This window comes from Cupriavidus sp. 01T418 (assembly GCF_056398885.1).
In genome coordinates this window covers 38,633-53,085 of sequence record NZ_JBFTQG010000048.1, presented here as the reverse complement: position 1 = coordinate 53,085, position 14,453 = coordinate 38,633, and the positions used below count along the sequence as shown (strand labels likewise).

The 14,453-nt window shown below is 65.3% G+C and carries 13 protein-coding genes and 1 pseudogene; 9 read left to right on the top strand and 5 right to left on the bottom strand.

Annotated elements, in window-relative coordinates; translation table 11 throughout:
* On the top strand, nt 1–669 hold a 669-nt coding region (locus AC1DQ3_RS30410; RefSeq protein WP_477123831.1), incomplete at its 5' end, for an RNA-guided endonuclease InsQ/TnpB family protein.
* A 32-nt stretch (nt 670–701) separates the two neighbouring features.
* Here the strand turns inward: AC1DQ3_RS30410 and AC1DQ3_RS30405 are convergent.
* The 3 genes from AC1DQ3_RS30405 to AC1DQ3_RS30395 all read right to left on the bottom strand — a co-directional run bounded on the left by AC1DQ3_RS30405 (nt 702) and on the right by AC1DQ3_RS30395 (nt 3,645).
* Complete coding sequence (locus tag AC1DQ3_RS30405) at nt 702–1,730, bottom strand: tripartite tricarboxylate transporter substrate binding protein (RefSeq protein WP_477123830.1); 1,029 nt, start codon at nt 1,728–1,730, stop codon at nt 702–704.
* Between the two features lie 98 nt (nt 1,731–1,828).
* A complete protein-coding gene (locus tag AC1DQ3_RS30400; RefSeq protein ID WP_477123829.1) occupies nt 1,829–2,284 on the bottom strand; it encodes a DUF2214 family protein in 456 nt (151 codons plus the stop codon).
* 140 nt (nt 2,285–2,424) lie between these two features.
* Nucleotides 2,425–3,645, bottom strand: a complete 1,221-nt coding sequence (locus tag AC1DQ3_RS30395; protein ID WP_477123828.1) for a CaiB/BaiF CoA transferase family protein — start codon at nt 3,643–3,645, stop codon at nt 2,425–2,427.
* A gap of 304 nt (nt 3,646–3,949) precedes the next feature.
* On the opposite strand from AC1DQ3_RS30395, the gene alaS reads away from it, so the two are divergent.
* A complete protein-coding gene (alaS, locus tag AC1DQ3_RS30390) occupies nt 3,950–6,574 on the top strand; it encodes an alanine--tRNA ligase (protein WP_477123827.1) in 2,625 nt (874 codons plus the stop codon).
* 124 nt (nt 6,575–6,698) lie between these two features.
* Here the strand turns inward: alaS and AC1DQ3_RS30385 are convergent, their stop codons facing one another.
* Both AC1DQ3_RS30385 and AC1DQ3_RS30380 read right to left on the bottom strand, forming a co-directional pair.
* Nucleotides 6,699–7,460 carry a slipin family protein gene (locus AC1DQ3_RS30385; protein ID WP_477123826.1) on the bottom strand — a complete coding sequence of 254 codons (762 nt, stop codon included), beginning with the start codon at nt 7,458–7,460 and terminating at the stop codon, nt 6,699–6,701.
* Between the two features lie 2 nt (nt 7,461–7,462).
* A complete protein-coding gene (locus tag AC1DQ3_RS30380) occupies nt 7,463–8,911 on the bottom strand; it encodes an NfeD family protein (protein ID WP_477123825.1) in 1,449 nt (482 codons plus the stop codon).
* Between the two features lie 211 nt (nt 8,912–9,122).
* On the opposite strand from AC1DQ3_RS30380, the gene AC1DQ3_RS30375 reads away from it, so the two are divergent.
* The 7 genes and pseudogenes from AC1DQ3_RS30375 to AC1DQ3_RS30345 all read left to right on the top strand — a co-directional run bounded on the left by AC1DQ3_RS30375 (nt 9,123) and on the right by AC1DQ3_RS30345 (nt 14,382).
* Entirely contained in the window at nt 9,123–9,896 is a 774-nt protein-coding gene (locus AC1DQ3_RS30375) for a class II aldolase/adducin family protein (protein ID WP_477123824.1), read from the top strand.
* Nucleotides 9,897–9,982: 86 nt separating this feature from the next.
* Nucleotides 9,983–10,171, top strand: a complete 189-nt coding sequence (locus AC1DQ3_RS30370; RefSeq protein WP_035866483.1) for a 4-oxalocrotonate tautomerase — start codon at nt 9,983–9,985, stop codon at nt 10,169–10,171.
* Nucleotides 10,172–10,290: 119 nt separating this feature from the next.
* Nucleotides 10,291–11,322 (top strand): threonine aldolase family protein, encoded by a 1,032-nt coding sequence (locus AC1DQ3_RS30365; protein ID WP_477123823.1) that lies wholly within the window; start codon nt 10,291–10,293, stop codon nt 11,320–11,322.
* Nucleotides 11,323–11,370: 48 nt separating this feature from the next.
* Complete coding sequence (locus AC1DQ3_RS30360; protein WP_477123822.1) at nt 11,371–11,967, top strand: NUDIX domain-containing protein; 597 nt, start codon at nt 11,371–11,373, stop codon at nt 11,965–11,967.
* A 65-nt stretch (nt 11,968–12,032) separates the two neighbouring features.
* A complete protein-coding gene (locus AC1DQ3_RS30355) occupies nt 12,033–12,260 on the top strand; it encodes a sulfurtransferase TusA family protein (protein ID WP_477123821.1) in 228 nt (75 codons plus the stop codon).
* Between the two features lie 183 nt (nt 12,261–12,443).
* Nucleotides 12,444–13,526, top strand: coding sequence for a type IV toxin-antitoxin system AbiEi family antitoxin (locus tag AC1DQ3_RS30350; protein WP_477123820.1), 1,083 nt, complete (start codon nt 12,444–12,446; stop codon nt 13,524–13,526).
* Nucleotides 13,514–14,382 (top strand): annotated as a pseudogene (locus AC1DQ3_RS30345) (hypothetical protein). The gene AC1DQ3_RS30350 and the pseudogene AC1DQ3_RS30345 overlap by 13 nt, the downstream one beginning before the upstream one ends.
* Nucleotides 14,383–14,453: the final 71 nt, after the last annotated feature.

The following is a 14,453-nucleotide window of genomic DNA, read 5'->3' as shown; positions in this document are numbered from 1 at the left end:
GGCGCGGTCGGTGTGGATCTGGGTGTCTCGGCCTTGGCAACGCTCTCGACGGGAGAACCTCCGATACCCGGCCCGAAGCCTCACAAAGCGCTGCTGGTCCGCCTCAGGCACCTATCGCGCAGCCTGAGCAGAAAGCACAAGGGCTCGGCCAACCGCAAGAAGGCCAAAGCCAGGCTCGCCCGGCTGCATGCCCGGATCTCCTGCATTCGGTCCGATGCCTTGCACAAGCTCACCAGCGACCTGGCACGCCGGTTCCATACCATCGGCATCGAAGACCTGAATGTGCGCGGGATGACGAAGAACCGGCATCTGGCACGCTCGGTGGCCGACATGGGCTTCTTCGAGTTCCGCCGGCAGATGGAGTACAAGGCGGCGATGCGCGGGGGCGTGGTGGTGGTGGTGGTGGTGGCGGACCGTTGGTTTGCCAGCAGCAAGACGTGCTCGTGCTGTGGACACAAGATGGATGCGCTACCGCTTTCGGTCCGGGCGTGGACTTGCCCGGCCTGCGGCACCCCGCATGACCGCGACGTGAATGCGGCGATCAACTTGAGAAGTTACGCCGTGAGTTCCACGGTGTCAGCCTGTGGAGAGGAAGGCTCTGGTCCTGGTGGCAACACCGGGACGAAACCAGCCTCGACGAAGCAGGAAGTCAGCATTGTTCCTGTTTGAGCAGGAATGAGCAAGTCTGACTGAACGGCGGATCAATCCACTTTGGCGCCAGACACCTTGACGATCTGTGCGTACTTCTTCAACTCGCGCTGCACCAGGGCCCCGAACTGCTCCGGCGTGGTCGGTGCCGGCTGGGCGCCGATACGGGCCAGCCTGGCCTTCATGTCGTCGGTCTTGAGGATGGCCACGATCTCATGGTTGAGGCGATCGACAATCTCCTTGGGCGTGTTGGCCGGCGCGAACACGCCAAACCACGTGGAAATATCGAAGCCTTCCAGGCCCAGCCCCTTGCCGGCTTCCGCAATGGTCGGCAGCTCGGGGAAGGCGGCGGCGCGCATGGCGGTGGTGACGGCGAATGCCTTGAGCTTGCCGGCCCTGATATTGGCCGAGGCCGAGGCGAGGTTGTCGAAGATCATGTCGGTCTGGCCGGACAGCACCGACAACTGCGCGGGCGAGGCGCCGTTAAAGGGAATGTGGACCATGCTGACCTTGGCCAGGCTCTTGAACAACTCGCCCGACAAATGGCCGGCGCTGCCGTTGCCGCCCGAGGCATAGTCGAGTTGGCCCGGGTGCTTGCGCGCGTATTCGACCAGCTCGCGCAGGTTGGTGATGTGCAACTCGGCGGCCTTGCCCGGATGCATGACCAGCACGTTGGGCACGTCGGCCACCAGCGTGATCGGGCTGAAGTCCTTCACCGCGTCGTACGGCATCCTGGTGAACAGGCTCGGGTTGATGGCGTGGGTCGCCACCGCGCCCATCACGATGGTGTAGCCGTCGGCGGGTTGCTTGGCCACGTAGTCGGCGCCGATGTTGCCGCCGGCGCCGGGGCGGTTTTCCACCACGACGGGCTGGCCCAGGCTGTCCTTGAGCTTGTCGCCGATGGCGCGAGCCACGGTGTCGAGCGGGCCGCCGGCCGGGTAGGGCACCACGAACCTGATGGGCTTGGTCGGGTAGGCGGCCGCGGGCGCGGCGGCGGCCGGCGCCGCGCCGAATGCGCCAAGGATGCCAGCTACGGGCATGGCTGCGGCGAACAATGCCGCGGCGAGTCTTTGCTTGAACATGGGAGTGCGTAGGTCGGGATTGGAAATCTGGGCGCGCCGGGGCGGGGGCGCCTGGCGACTGACTGTTTATCCGGTTTGCAAGCCGGCGGCCGACGGGCTCACTTCATGCCAATGCCCCGCGCCATCATCACCGCGCACAGCGGCAGCAGGATCAGCAGGTGGGCCTCGATCATGACCCAGCGCCGCGCGGACTTCAGTTCGGCGGGCATCGGCACGAAGTCCGGCAGGCTGCGCGCCTGACGGCGCCAGCGCTGGATGGCGAAGGTGGGCGGCAGCGAGCACAGGGCGATCACCACGAACACGGTGATCTTGGCGTGGAACCATGGGTTGTGCAGGTAGAACTGCGCGCCCTTGGCGCCGTAGTACAGCCGCAACAACCCGGTGGCCAGCACCGCCATGGCCGAGAGGAAATAGAGCAGGTCGTAGACCGACAGCCGCTTGAGCGTGGCCGGGGTCATGCCGGGCCGCAGCACGACTACCTCGGCGGTCATCAGGGCGATCAGCAGGAAGATGAAGGCAAAGTGCAGGAAGGCCAACAGGGCGTCGGTCAGCATCCAAACTCCTCTTGTGGTTGGACATGCCCCTGCGGCGGCGCGCGCGGGGTCAGTTTCTTTGCTTGTTGCGCTACGGCTATGTTCACCGCGACTGCAATTTCCGGCCTGCGCCGCGCTGGGCGGCACAGGCGGACAATGCCTTACAGCACGCCCTTGGCGCGCAGCGCGGCAATCTGCTCAGGCGTGTAGCCCAGCATCTCGCCAAGCACCGCCTCCGTGTGCTCGCCCAGCAGCGGCGGGTGGCGCACGGTTTCGGGCGGCGTCGCGCTCATCTTGATCGGGCTGCCCACCAGCTTGACCTCGCCGGCGCTGGGGTGCGGCAGGTCTACGCGCAGGCCGCGCGCCTTGACCTGGGCATCCTCGAAGACGTCGTCCAGCGTGTTGATCGGGCCGCAGGGCACGCCGGCGGCTTCCAGGTCGAGGATCCACTGGGCGCGGGTGCGCGGCTTGACCATCTCGGCGATGATCGGTACCAGCACGTCGCGATGCGCCACGCGCTGCGGATTGGTGGCGAAGCGTGGGTCGTCGGCCAGCTCGGGCAGCCCGCCGGCACCGACGAACTTGCGGAACTGGCCGTCATTGCCCACCGCCACGATGATCCAGCCGTCGGCAGCCTGGAAGGTCTGGTAGGGAACGATATTGGGATGCGCGTTGCCCCAGCGTTTGGGCGCCACGCCGCTGGCCAGGTAGTTGCTGTTCATGTTGGCCAGCATGGCCACCTGCACGTCCAGCAGGGCCATGTCGATGTACTGGCCCTCGCCGGTGCGCTCGCGGTGCGCCAGCGCGGCCAGCACGGCGATGGTGGCGTACTGGCCGGTCATCAGGTCGGAAATGGCCACGCCGGCCTTCTGCGGGCCGCCGCCGGGCAGGTCGTCGCGCTCGCCGGTCAGGCTCATGAAGCCGCCGATGCCCTGGATGATGAAATCGTAGCCCGGGCGCGCCGCGTACGGGCCGGTCTGGCCGAAACCGGTCACCGAGCAATAGATCAGGTCGGGCTTGACTGCCTTGAGCGAGTCGTAGTCCAGGCCGTACTTGCTCAGCTGGCCAACCTTGTAGTTCTCCAGCACCACATCGCTGCGGGCTGCCAGCGCGCGCACCAGTTCCTGGCCTTCGGGCGTGCTGATGTCGCAGGTGACCGAGCGCTTGTTGCGGTTGGCGGCCAGGTAGTAGGCGGCTTCCGCGGTGTCACGGCCCTGGTCGTCCTGCAGCCAGGGCGGGCCCCAGGTGCGGGTGTCGTCGCCGGCGCCGGGGCGCTCGATCTTGATCACATCGGCACCGAAGTCGGCAAGGTTCTGGGCGCACCAGGGCCCGGCGAGAACGCGGGTCAGGTCGAGGACGCGGAGGTGGCTTAAAGCTCCCATGTGTGCGGATCCGGCAAGGGGTGGGCAAGGGAAGGCCGGGCGGCTCCGCCGTCTGGTCGGGCGGCGGCTTGCGGGCAATCGGTCGCTGGCGCGCGGCCAGGCTCGGGGGCGTCCGGCTGGGACTGCCTGCACTTTACCACTGGCGGGCCGCTGGAAGCACATCGGCAGCTGCCCGGATCGCGTGGTGTTCCGAATCCCCCGCGGCGTGCCGCGCAGGCAGGCTTCCCCGTATAATCAACGGTTTGCAAATCCTCCATCTTGACCGACAGCGACCTGCCACGCCGCGGGACGCCCTGCCCAGAACATGAAAGTCTCCGACATCCGCAGCAAGTTCCTGCAGTACTTCGAATCGAAGGGCCATACCGTGGTCCGCTCGTCCAGCCTGGTGCCGGGGAACGATCCGACGTTGCTGTTCACCAATTCCGGCATGGTGCAGTTCAAGGACGTGTTCCTGGGCACCGACAAGCGCCCCTACACCCGCGCGACCTCGTCGCAGCGTTCGGTGCGCGCCGGCGGCAAGCACAACGATCTGGAGAACGTGGGTTACACCGCGCGCCACCACACCTTCTTTGAAATGCTCGGCAACTTCTCGTTTGGCGACTATTTCAAGCGCGAGGCCATCCAGTACGCCTGGGAACTGCTGACCAAGGTCTACCAGCTGCCGGCCGAGAAGCTGTGGGTCACGGTGTACGCGGAAGACGACGAGGCCTACGACATCTGGGCCAGGGAAGTCGGCGTGCCGCCCGAGCGCATCGTGCGCATCGGCGACAACAAGGGCGCGCGCTACGCCTCGGACAACTTCTGGCAGATGGCCGACACCGGCCCCTGCGGCCCCTGCTCGGAAATCTTCTACGACCACGGCCCGGAAGTGTGGGGTGGCCCCCCGGGGTCTCCCGAGGAAGACGGCGACCGCTATATCGAAATCTGGAACCTGGTGTTCATGCAGTTCAACCGGGACGAGCAAGGCAATATGCCGCGCCTGCCCAAGCCCTGCGTCGACACCGGCATGGGCCTGGAGCGTATCGCCGCCGTGCTGCAGCACGTGCACAGCAACTACGAGATCGACCTGTTCCAGGCGCTGATCAAGGCTGCCGCGCGCGAGACCCATACCGATAACCTCAACCAGAACTCGCTCAAGGTCATCGCCGACCACATTCGCGCCTGCGCCTTCCTGATCGTCGATGGCGTGATCCCCGGCAATGAAGGCCGCGGCTACGTGCTGCGCCGTATCATCCGCCGCGCCATCCGCCACGGCTACAAGCTGGGCCGGAAGACGCCGTTCTTCCACAAGATGGTGGCCGACCTGGTGGCGCAGATGGGTGAAGCCTATCCGGAGCTGACCGAGGCCGAGCCGCGCGTGGTGGAAGTGCTCAAGGCCGAGGAGGAACGCTTCTTCGAGACCATCGAGAACGGCATGTCCATCCTCGAGGCCGCGCTGGCCGACCTCAAGCTCAAGGGCGGCAAGGTGCTCGACGGCGAACTCGCTTTCAAGCTGCACGATACCTTCGGCTTCCCGCTCGACCTGACGCAGGACGTGTGCCGCGAGCAGGAAATCAGCGTCGACGAGGCCGCTTTCGACGCGGCCATGAACCGCCAGCGCGAGCAGGCCCGCGCCGCCGGCAAGTTCAAGATGGCTGCCGGCCTGGAGTACAAGGGCGACAAGACCACCTTCCACGGCTACGAGAAGCTGGGCGTGGACGGCGCCAGGATCACCGCGCTGTATGTGGACGGCGCCGCGGTCGACACCATGCAGCCCGGCCAGACCGGCGTGGTGGTGCTCGACAACACGCCGTTCTACGCCGAGTCCGGCGGCCAGGCCGGCGACCAGGGCGAACTGAAGAGCGGCAGCGCCGTCTTCACCGTGGCCGACACCACCAAGGTGCAGGCCGACGTGTTCGGCCACCAGGGCACCCTGGCTGGCGGCGCGCTCAAGGTGGGCGACAGCGTCACCGCGCAGGTGGATGCACAGCGCCGCGCGCGCACCGTGCGCAACCACTCGGCCACCCACCTGATGCACAAGGCCTTGCGTGAAGTGCTGGGCAGCCACGTGCAGCAGAAGGGCTCGCTGGTCGATGCCGACAAGACCCGCTTCGACTTCTCGCACAACGCCGCGATGACCGACGAGCAGATCCGCCGCGTCGAGCAGATCGTCAACGCCGAGATCCTGCAGAACGCGGCCACCGGCGCCGAGGTCATGCCGTTCGATGACGCCGTCAAGAGCGGTGCCATGGCGCTGTTCGGCGAGAAGTACGCCGACGACGTGCGCGTGCTGTCGATCGGCAGCTCCAAGGAACTGTGCGGCGGCACCCACGTGACCCGCACCGGCGATATCGGCGTGTTCAAGATCGTGATGGAAGGCGGCGTGGCAGCGGGCATCCGTCGCGTCGAAGCCATCACCGGCGACAACGCGCTGCACTACCTGCAGGCGCTGGACGCCAAGCTGAACGAAGCCGCCGCCGCGCTCAAGGCGCAGCCGTCCGAACTGGTGCCGCGTATCGGCCAGGTGCAGGAACAGGTGCGCGCGCTGGAGAAGGAACTGGAGCGCCTCAAGAGCAAGCTGGCCGCTTCGCAGGGTGACGAACTGGCGTCGCAGGCCATCGACGTCAAGGGCATCAAGGTGCTGGCCGCCCAGCTCGACGGCGCCGACGTCAAGACGCTGCGCGAGACCATGGACAAGCTCAAGGACAAGCTGGGCACCGCGGCCATCGTGCTGGGCGCCGTGGCCGACGGCAAGGTCAGCCTGATCGCCGGCGTTACCGCCGATGCTACCGCCAGGGTCAAGGCTGGCGAGCTGGTCAACTTTGTCGCCCAGCAGGTCGGCGGCAAGGGCGGCGGCCGTCCGGACATGGCGCAGGCTGGCGGCACCGAACCGGCGAATCTGCCGAAGGCGCTGGCTGGCGTGGGCGAGTGGGTGGCGGGCAAGGTCTGACGCAACGCCATGGCGTAGCACGAAGCCCTTTCCCCCGCCCCCTTTCCCGCAGGCGGGAGAGGGGATCAAACCGCGGGAATTCAAGTTTCCCCGCAACCTCGAAAAGGCGCCCCGGCGCCTTTTTTCACGTGGCTTCGCGACTCAGTTTCCCCACCAGCGTCAGGATGTCGATCGGCAACGGAAACACGATCGTCGAACTTTTGTCCCCGGCAATCTGCGTCAGCGTCTGCAGATAACGCAACTGCATCGCCTGCGGCTCCCTGGCCAGCATCTGCGCCGCCTCCAGCAGTTTCACCGAAGCCTGCAGTTCCCCTTCGGCATGAATCACCTTGGCGCGCCGCTCGCGTTCGGCCTCGGCCTGGCGTGCGATGGCGCGGATCATGGATTCGTTGAGGTCGACGTGCTTGATCTCCACATTGGACACCTTGATGCCCCAGCTATCGGTCTGGGCGTCCAGCGCTTTCTGGATGTCGATATTGAGCTGCTCGCGTTCGGCCAGCATCTCGTCGAGCTCGTGCTTGCCCAGCACGGAACGCAGCGTGGTCTGCGACAGCTGGCTGGTGGCTTCGAGAAAGTTCGCCACCTGGATGATGGCGCGCTCCGGGTCGATCACGCGGAAGTACACCACCGCACTCACCTTGACCGACACGTTGTCGCGCGAGATCACGTCCTGCGGCGGCACATCCAGCACCACCGTGCGCAAGTCCACGCGCACCATCTGCTGCACCGCCGGGATCAGGATCACCAGCCCCGGCCCCTTGACCTTCCAGAAGCGCCCCAGCATGAACACGACGCCGCGCTCATATTCGCGCAGCACGCGGATGGACGAAACGATCAGCAGGGCTATCAGGAAGACCAGACCGCCTGCGCTGAATCCGAATGCCATGATCATGCTCCTTGGGTGGATGATTGAATCGGGGCCGCGCCTTCGGCACCTGTGGCGCGTACCTCGAGCAGCAGCCCGTGGCGCCCGATGACCAGCACGCGCTGCCCCCGCGCCAGCGGCGTGGCGCTGTGCACCTGCCAGCGTTCGCCGCGGATTTCGGCCCAGCCGTCGTCCCGGAGTTCTTCCAGCATCACGCCGGGCGTGCCGATCATGGCGTCGCCGCCGTTGATCGCCGGCATGCGGCGCGCGCGCCAGAGCAGCGTCCAGACCGCGAACAGGAACACCGCGCTGGCCAGGGCGAGGCTGCCGATCAGCCACAGCGGGATGCCAAAGCCGGGCACATTGGTGTCGATCAGCATCACCGCCCCGAAGATAAAGGCAATGATGCCGCCGACGCCCAGCGCGCCAAAGGTCGGCAGGTACAACTCGGCCACCATGCAACCGATGCCCAGCGCGATCAGCCCCAGTCCCGCGTAGTTGACCGGCAGCATATGCAGCGCGAACAGCGCCAGCAGCAGGCAGATCGCCCCGCCTATGCCGGGCACCACCATGCCCGGCGTGGAGAATTCGAAGATCAGGCCATAGATGCCAGCCATCATCAGGATCAGCGCCACGCTCGGTTCCGTGATCACGGCGAGGAAGCTGTCGCGCCAGTCCGGCTCCAGCACCTGCACCGGCGCCTGCGCGGTGTGCAGCACCCGCTCCGCGCCCGCTGCCTGGATGCGGCGACCGTCCACGGCGCGCAGCAGGGCGGGCAGGTCAAGCGCCACCAGGTCGGCCACATGCTGCGCCACGGCTTCATCCGCCGACAGGCTGACCGCCTCGCGCACCGCGCGCTCGCCCCACTCGGCATTGCGTCCGCGCAATTGCGCCAGGCCGCGGATATAGGCCGAGGCGTCCTGCATCTGCTTGCGCTCCATGGTGTCCTGCGGCGGGGCGCTGGCGGGTGCCGAGGCCGGGGCAGCTTCCGGCTTTTGCGGCCCGCCGATGCCGATCTGTACCGGGCTGGCGGCGCCCAGGTTGGTTCCCGGCGCCATTGCCGCGATATGGCTGGCATAGAGGATGTAGGTGCCGGCACTGGCCGCGCGCGAGCCGCCCGGATAGACATAGCTGGCCACCGGCACCGGGGAGGCCAGGATGGCCTGGATGATCTCGCGCATGGACAGGTCCAGCCCGCCCGGCGTGTCCATTTCCAGCACGATCAATTGCGCGCCGGCCTCGCGCGCGTGCGTCATCCCGCGCAGGATGAAGTTGGCGCTGGCAGGGCTCACCGCGCCCTTGAGCGGAATCACGACCACCGGCGCCCTGGTGTTGGCAGGGCTGGCGGCGGATGGCGCGGTGGACTGCGCGTTGGCTGCAGTGACGGGTGTGGCTACCGACGCCGCCACGGCTAACAGCAGTAGCAGGAGGCCGGCGACAAGCCATCGAATGTGCATCGGGGCATGCTTCATGGCAGTGACGCCGGCGCGAGGAGTGCAATCGCGGCGCCACTTCCAGTGTAGGCGAACGGGCACATCTTGCCGGGCACATCGCCGGCCCATCGCAAGCGGCGGCGTGAGGGGCATGGCGGGGTAGCCCCGCCATGCCCTGACGCCGCCCATGGGTTGCGCTACAGTATCGCCTTTGCCGCCCCGGCGCCGGGGGCGGCGCAGGAGACTGTTCATGTCCTTTGCCTTGCAGCCCGCCCGTGCCTCGGGCGCCACCCAGCCTGTCACGCAAGCCGAGCTGCGCATGCGCGCCGACCTGGCAGCGGCTTACCGCCTGTGCGCCCTGCAGGGCTGGGACGACTTGATCTACACGCATCTCTCGGCCGCCGTGCCAGGCGAGCCCGATCACTTCCTGATCAACCCCTTCGGCTTTGCCTTCGACGAGATCCGCGCCAGCGACCTCGTCAAGATCAACGGGCGCGGCGAGGTGGTGGGGGAGAGCGCGCATCCGGTCAATGTCACCGGCTTCGCGCTGCACGGCGCGGTGCACGCCGCGCGCCCCGACGCGGTGTGCGTGATGCACCTGCACAACAGCGCGGGCGTGTCGGTATCGGCCCAGGCCTGCGGCCTGCTGGCGCTGTCGCAGCACGCGCTGCGGTTCTACGGCCGGCTGGCTTACCACGACTACGAAGGGCTGGCCTTCACGCCCGCCGAGGGTGCACGGCTGACCGCGTCGCTCGGGCAGCATCCCGCCATGCTGTTGCGCAACCACGGCACGCTGACGGTGGGCCGGACGGTGGCCGAGGCTTATGTGCTGATGGCAACCCTCATCAAGGCCTGCGAGATCCAGCTTGGCGCGCAGGCCGGTGGCCAGGTCGTGCAGCCGCCGCACGCGCTGGCGGAGCGGGTTTCCGGGCAGCTATACGACGGCGGCGCGCTGGAGGGGGAAATGGAATGGCCAGCGTTGCTGCGCAAACTCGATAGAATCGATGCTTCGTACCGCGACTGACGTAACTGATGTAACTGACGTAACTGACGTAAGGCGCATCCTCGACACAGCAAGACAGCCAGAACCCGGACAACAGGAAACAAGCCATGCCGACTTACCACGTAGAACTCTTCGAAGGCCGCACCATCGAGCAAAAGCGCAAGCTGGTGGAAGAAGTCACCCGCGTTACCTGCGAAACGCTCGGCTGCTCGGCCTCGGCCGTGGATATCATCATTACCGACATCAAGCGCGAGAACTGGGCCACCGGCGGCGAACTGTGGGCTGACAAGAAGTAAGCCGCGATCAGCCACCAAGCCACACCGGAGTCAGCTTCAACGCTGTCAGCCAAGGGCCAGGGGCCACGAGCCCCAACGCTCACGGCACTCGCCTCGCCACCCGCCACGGATTTCCCCCAATGCAGCATTTCGCCTCCGACAACTACGCCGGCTTCTGCCCGGAATCGCTCCGGTATTTCCTCGAAGCCAACGGCAGCGGCCACGAGCAGGCCTACGGCGACGATTCCTGGACGCAGAAGGTCTGCGATCGTATCCGCGACCTGTTCCAGACCGATTGCGAGGTCTTCTTCGTCTTCAACGGCACCGCGGCGAATTCGCTGGCGCTGTCGGCGCTGTGCCAGTCCTACCACTCGGTGATCTGCCATGAGCTGGCGCATATCGAGACCGACGAGTGCGGCGGCCCCGAATTCTTCTCCAACGGCTCCAAGCTGCTGACCGCGCCTGGCGCCAACGGCAAGCTGACGCCCGACGCGGTGGAAGCGCTGGTGACGCGCCGCTCCGATATCCACTACCCCAAGCCCAAGGTGGTATCGCTGACGCAGTCCACCGAGGTCGGCACGGTGTACACGGTGGAGGAAGTGCGCGCCATCGCCGCCATCGCCAAGCGCCGCCAGCTGCGCGTGCACATGGACGGCGCGCGCTTTGCCAACGCAGTGGCCTCGCTGGGCGTGCATCCGTCGGAGATCACCTGGCGCGCGGGTGTCGACGTGCTGTGCTTCGGCGGCACCAAGAACGGCCTGCCGGTGGGCGAGGCGGTGGTGTTCTTCGACCGCAGGCTGGCCGAGGACTTCGCCTACCGCGTCAAGCAGGCGGGGCAGCTGGCTTCCAAGATGCGCTTTATCTCGGCGCCGTGGCTGGGCTTGCTGGAAAACGACGTGTGGCTGGGCAACGCCCGCCATGCCAATGCCATGGCGCAGTTGCTGCACGAGCGCATCGCCGCCATTCCCGGCGTGCGCATCATGTTCCCGACCGAGTCCAACGCGGTCTTTGCCGAATTGCCGCTGCCGGCGATCGAGGCCCTGCGTGCCAAGGGCTGGCGCTTCTACACCTTTATCGGTGCCGGTGGCTGCCGCTTCATGTGCTCGTGGGACCTGAAGCCGGAGACCGTCGAGGCGCTGGCCGCCGATATGCGTATTGCCTGCGGCGCCTGAGCGCCGCGCGACATAAAATCGCAACAACAGGATAACAGGAGCCCTCGCATGCCCGTCTATCGATACTGCCCGCAATGCGGCTCGCCGCTGGAGCTGCTGCCGCATTCCGGCCGCGAGCGCGATGCCTGCATCCAGCCAGAGTGCGGCTTCGTCCACTGGAACAACCCGCTGCCGGTGCTGGCCGCAGTGGTGGAATATGAAGGCAAGCTGCTGCTTGCGCGCAATGCCGCGTGGCCGGAAAAGATGTTCGCGCTGGTGACCGGTTTCCTGGAGCGTGACGAGACGCCGGAGCAGGGCGTGGCCCGGGAGCTGAAGGAAGAAACCAATCTCGACGCCCACGCGGTATCGCTGATCGGCGTCTACGAGTTCATGCGCAAGAACGAGCTGATCATTGCCTACCATGTGCAGGCGAGCGGCGAGATCGCGCTGTCCGAGGAACTGGCCGACTACAAGCTGGTGGCGCCCGAGGATATGCGGATCTGGTCGGCGGGCACGGGCTTCGCGGTGGCGGACTGGCTGGCCTCGCGCGGGCATCCGGTGCGTTTCTTCGATCGCCAGACCGGAGAGGACATTCCCGACCCGCGCCGGCGCGAGGGCTTCGGGGTACCGGGGGTTTCGCTACAATACCGGCCACAGACAGCGTAGATAGAGGCAGGCATGGCCCTCACAGGCCCTGAAAGCCCAGAACCAAGGAAGAGAGGAAGCGAGGAATGGAGTTCCAGAAAGAAGTGGATGCGCGGGGCCTGAACTGCCCGCTGCCGATCCTGCGTACCAAGAAGGCGCTGGCCGACATGGCCAGTGGCGATGTGCTCAAGGTGCTTGCCACCGATCCCGGCGCCACCCGCGATTTCCAGGCCTTTGCCAAGCAGACCGGCAACGTGCTGCTGTCGCACCAGGAAGTCGACAAGGTGTTTGTGTTCTACATGCGCCGGCGCTAAGGTCCACCAAGGCCGGTTCGTCCGCACGATAAAAAAAGCCGCGTCCGCGGCTTTTTTATTTGACTACATCCACACTGAGTCGGACAAATTTTCACCAGAATAACTCATTTCAGCAAACGCCGAAAATGCTGGTTTTAGTGAAACATACCTTGACGTTTTCACTGAAAATGCTATTTTCAACAAATGCTGAAACCCGATCATTTGATGAAAGACATAGAGAGCCAGGCAACGCAGGCGCTTCGTTTGCTATTGGGGCAAGTGCCTGCAATCAAGCTCTTGGACATTGAGCACGAGGCGTCCGGACCCGACCAAGGGGTGGATATCGTGGTACATATCGACGTGTCTGGCAGGCGTCACGCGTTGGTCTGCGAAGTGAAGTCCATTGGCCAGCCACGCCATGTCCGTATGGCCTTGCTTCAACTGCGTAATTACATGGTTCATCAAGCGCAAGATGCAACACCTGTTTTCATTGCGCCTTATCTGTCCCCTGAAGCTCAAGCGCTGTGCCGTGAGCAAGATGTGGGCTTTCTCGACCTCGAAGGCAATGCGCGCCTGATCTTCGACAGCATCTTTATCGAGCGCCAAGTCGCGAGCAAACCCGTTGCCGATCGGCGTGAACTCAGGTCGCTGTTCAAACCCAAGTCCGCGCAAGTGTTGCGCGTGATGCTTCGCAACCCCCGTCAGGCGTGGCGCGTCACGGATCTTGCGCAGGCCGCCGCCGTCAGCCTTGGTCACGTTAGCAACGTTCGTGTCGGCTTGCTTGATCGGGAGTGGGCGCAAGTATCTGAAGAAGGTCTGTTTCTATCCGAGCCTGACGTACTGCTGGATGAATGGCGCGCCGCCTATGAGCCGCCAGTTGGGAAGCGCCTGGCCTTCTATACAACCCTGCACGGCAGTGCGTTTGAGGAAGCTGCGCGGCGAGTACTGCGCTCGGGTGGCGAGGCCAGTCTAGCGGCATTTGCGTCCTTCTCGGCGGCGCATTGGCTCGCTCCGTATGGCCGGACGGGAACACAGTATTTCTATGCGGACGAGGCAGGTCTCGAACGACTGCAGTCAGCCTTGAAGCTGTCCGCGATTTCCAAAGGAGAAAACGCAGTGGTAACCCTGCTCAAGGATTCTGGCTTGTTGCGCGACACGGAGGAACCGGCGCCTGGAGCAATCTGCACCAGCCCGGTCCAAACCTATCTTGATCTTGCCAACGCCGGCGAACGTGGGCGAGAGGCTGCAGATCATCTAAGGCGAGAAAGGCTGATATGGCCGAAATGACTCCGGGCGAGCCGCAGTCCGCCGCCGACTACGATGACCGCACGACGACGGCCGTTAAAACGGTGCTGATCGAAATCGGCCAGATTCTCGGGAGCTTCAAGGGCAAATTCGCCATCGTTGGCGGCGCCGTACCGTGGCTGCTCGTTGGCACGAGGATATGCCACATGTCGGCACGCTCGACGTGGACCTTGGCCTGGATGCGGGTGCCTTGGGTGACGGCGAATACGCTACGTTGATCGAAGCGCTACAGGGGCATGGCTATCAGCAGCGTCGCGAGCTTCGCCGCTTTCAGCTCGTTCGCCAGGTTCCCACCGAAGATGGCGGCACGCCGATTGACATCATTGTCGATTTCCTGATGCCCCGCGACGCCCAGATCGTCAAGAACGTGCCGCCGCTGATCAGTGACTTTGCGGTGCAAAGAGCGGACGGTGCCGATCTGGCCCTTCGCTTCTACCAACTGGTGGCGATCAGCGGTCCAATGCCCGCTGGTGGTATGAACCGCGTCGAAATCGCGGTTTGTTCGATCCCGGCCCTTTTGGCTATGAAAGGGCACGCAATTGAGGGACGTTACAAACAGAAGGACGCCTACGGCATCTACTACTGCATCCGGAACTATCCCGGAGGTCCAGAGGTGCTCGCCGAAGAATGTCGGCCGCTGCTCGATCATGCGAGCGGCGCGGCGGGCTACGGTTTCATTGCCGGCAAGTTTGATACCACGGATGGTTTCGGGCCGACATGTGTGCGCCGCTTCGTCGAAGAAACGAATGTGCTCGGTGACCGCAGCCCTGAGCAATGGCAGCAGGACGCCTTCGGTCAAGTCGATGCTTGGCTGCGGGCACTTGGCTTGAGGGAGTAGGTGCCATGGCGCAACCGGGGGCAAGACCCTTCCGGGCTGGCAGCATTTCCTTCTGGAGCAATGGCCCGCTA

What these genes read in the sequence shown, in the direction of transcription:
- alaS (WP_477123827.1), top strand. Translation starts at nt 3,950, where the DNA reads ATGAAAGTCTCCGACATCCGCAGCAAGTTCCTGCAGTACTTCGAATCG.
- AC1DQ3_RS30370 (WP_035866483.1), top strand. Translation starts at nt 9,983, where the DNA reads ATGCCGACTTACCACGTAGAACTCTTCGAAGGCCGCACCATCGAGCAA.
- AC1DQ3_RS30380 (WP_477123825.1), bottom strand. Translation starts at nt 8,911, where the DNA reads ATGAAGCATGCCCCGATGCACATTCGATGGCTTGTCGCCGGCCTCCTG.
- AC1DQ3_RS30405 (WP_477123830.1), bottom strand. Translation starts at nt 1,730, where the DNA reads ATGTTCAAGCAAAGACTCGCCGCGGCATTGTTCGCCGCAGCCATGCCC.
- AC1DQ3_RS30385 (WP_477123826.1), bottom strand. Translation starts at nt 7,460, where the DNA reads ATGGCATTCGGATTCAGCGCAGGCGGTCTGGTCTTCCTGATAGCCCTG.
- AC1DQ3_RS30360 (WP_477123822.1), top strand. Translation starts at nt 11,371, where the DNA reads ATGCCCGTCTATCGATACTGCCCGCAATGCGGCTCGCCGCTGGAGCTG.
- AC1DQ3_RS30350 (WP_477123820.1), top strand. Translation starts at nt 12,444, where the DNA reads ATGCTGAAACCCGATCATTTGATGAAAGACATAGAGAGCCAGGCAACG.
- AC1DQ3_RS30355 (WP_477123821.1), top strand. Translation starts at nt 12,033, where the DNA reads ATGGAGTTCCAGAAAGAAGTGGATGCGCGGGGCCTGAACTGCCCGCTG.
- AC1DQ3_RS30400 (WP_477123829.1), bottom strand. Translation starts at nt 2,284, where the DNA reads ATGCTGACCGACGCCCTGTTGGCCTTCCTGCACTTTGCCTTCATCTTC.
- AC1DQ3_RS30395 (WP_477123828.1), bottom strand. Translation starts at nt 3,645, where the DNA reads ATGGGAGCTTTAAGCCACCTCCGCGTCCTCGACCTGACCCGCGTTCTC.
- AC1DQ3_RS30375 (WP_477123824.1), top strand. Translation starts at nt 9,123, where the DNA reads ATGTCCTTTGCCTTGCAGCCCGCCCGTGCCTCGGGCGCCACCCAGCCT.
- AC1DQ3_RS30365 (WP_477123823.1), top strand. Translation starts at nt 10,291, where the DNA reads ATGCAGCATTTCGCCTCCGACAACTACGCCGGCTTCTGCCCGGAATCG.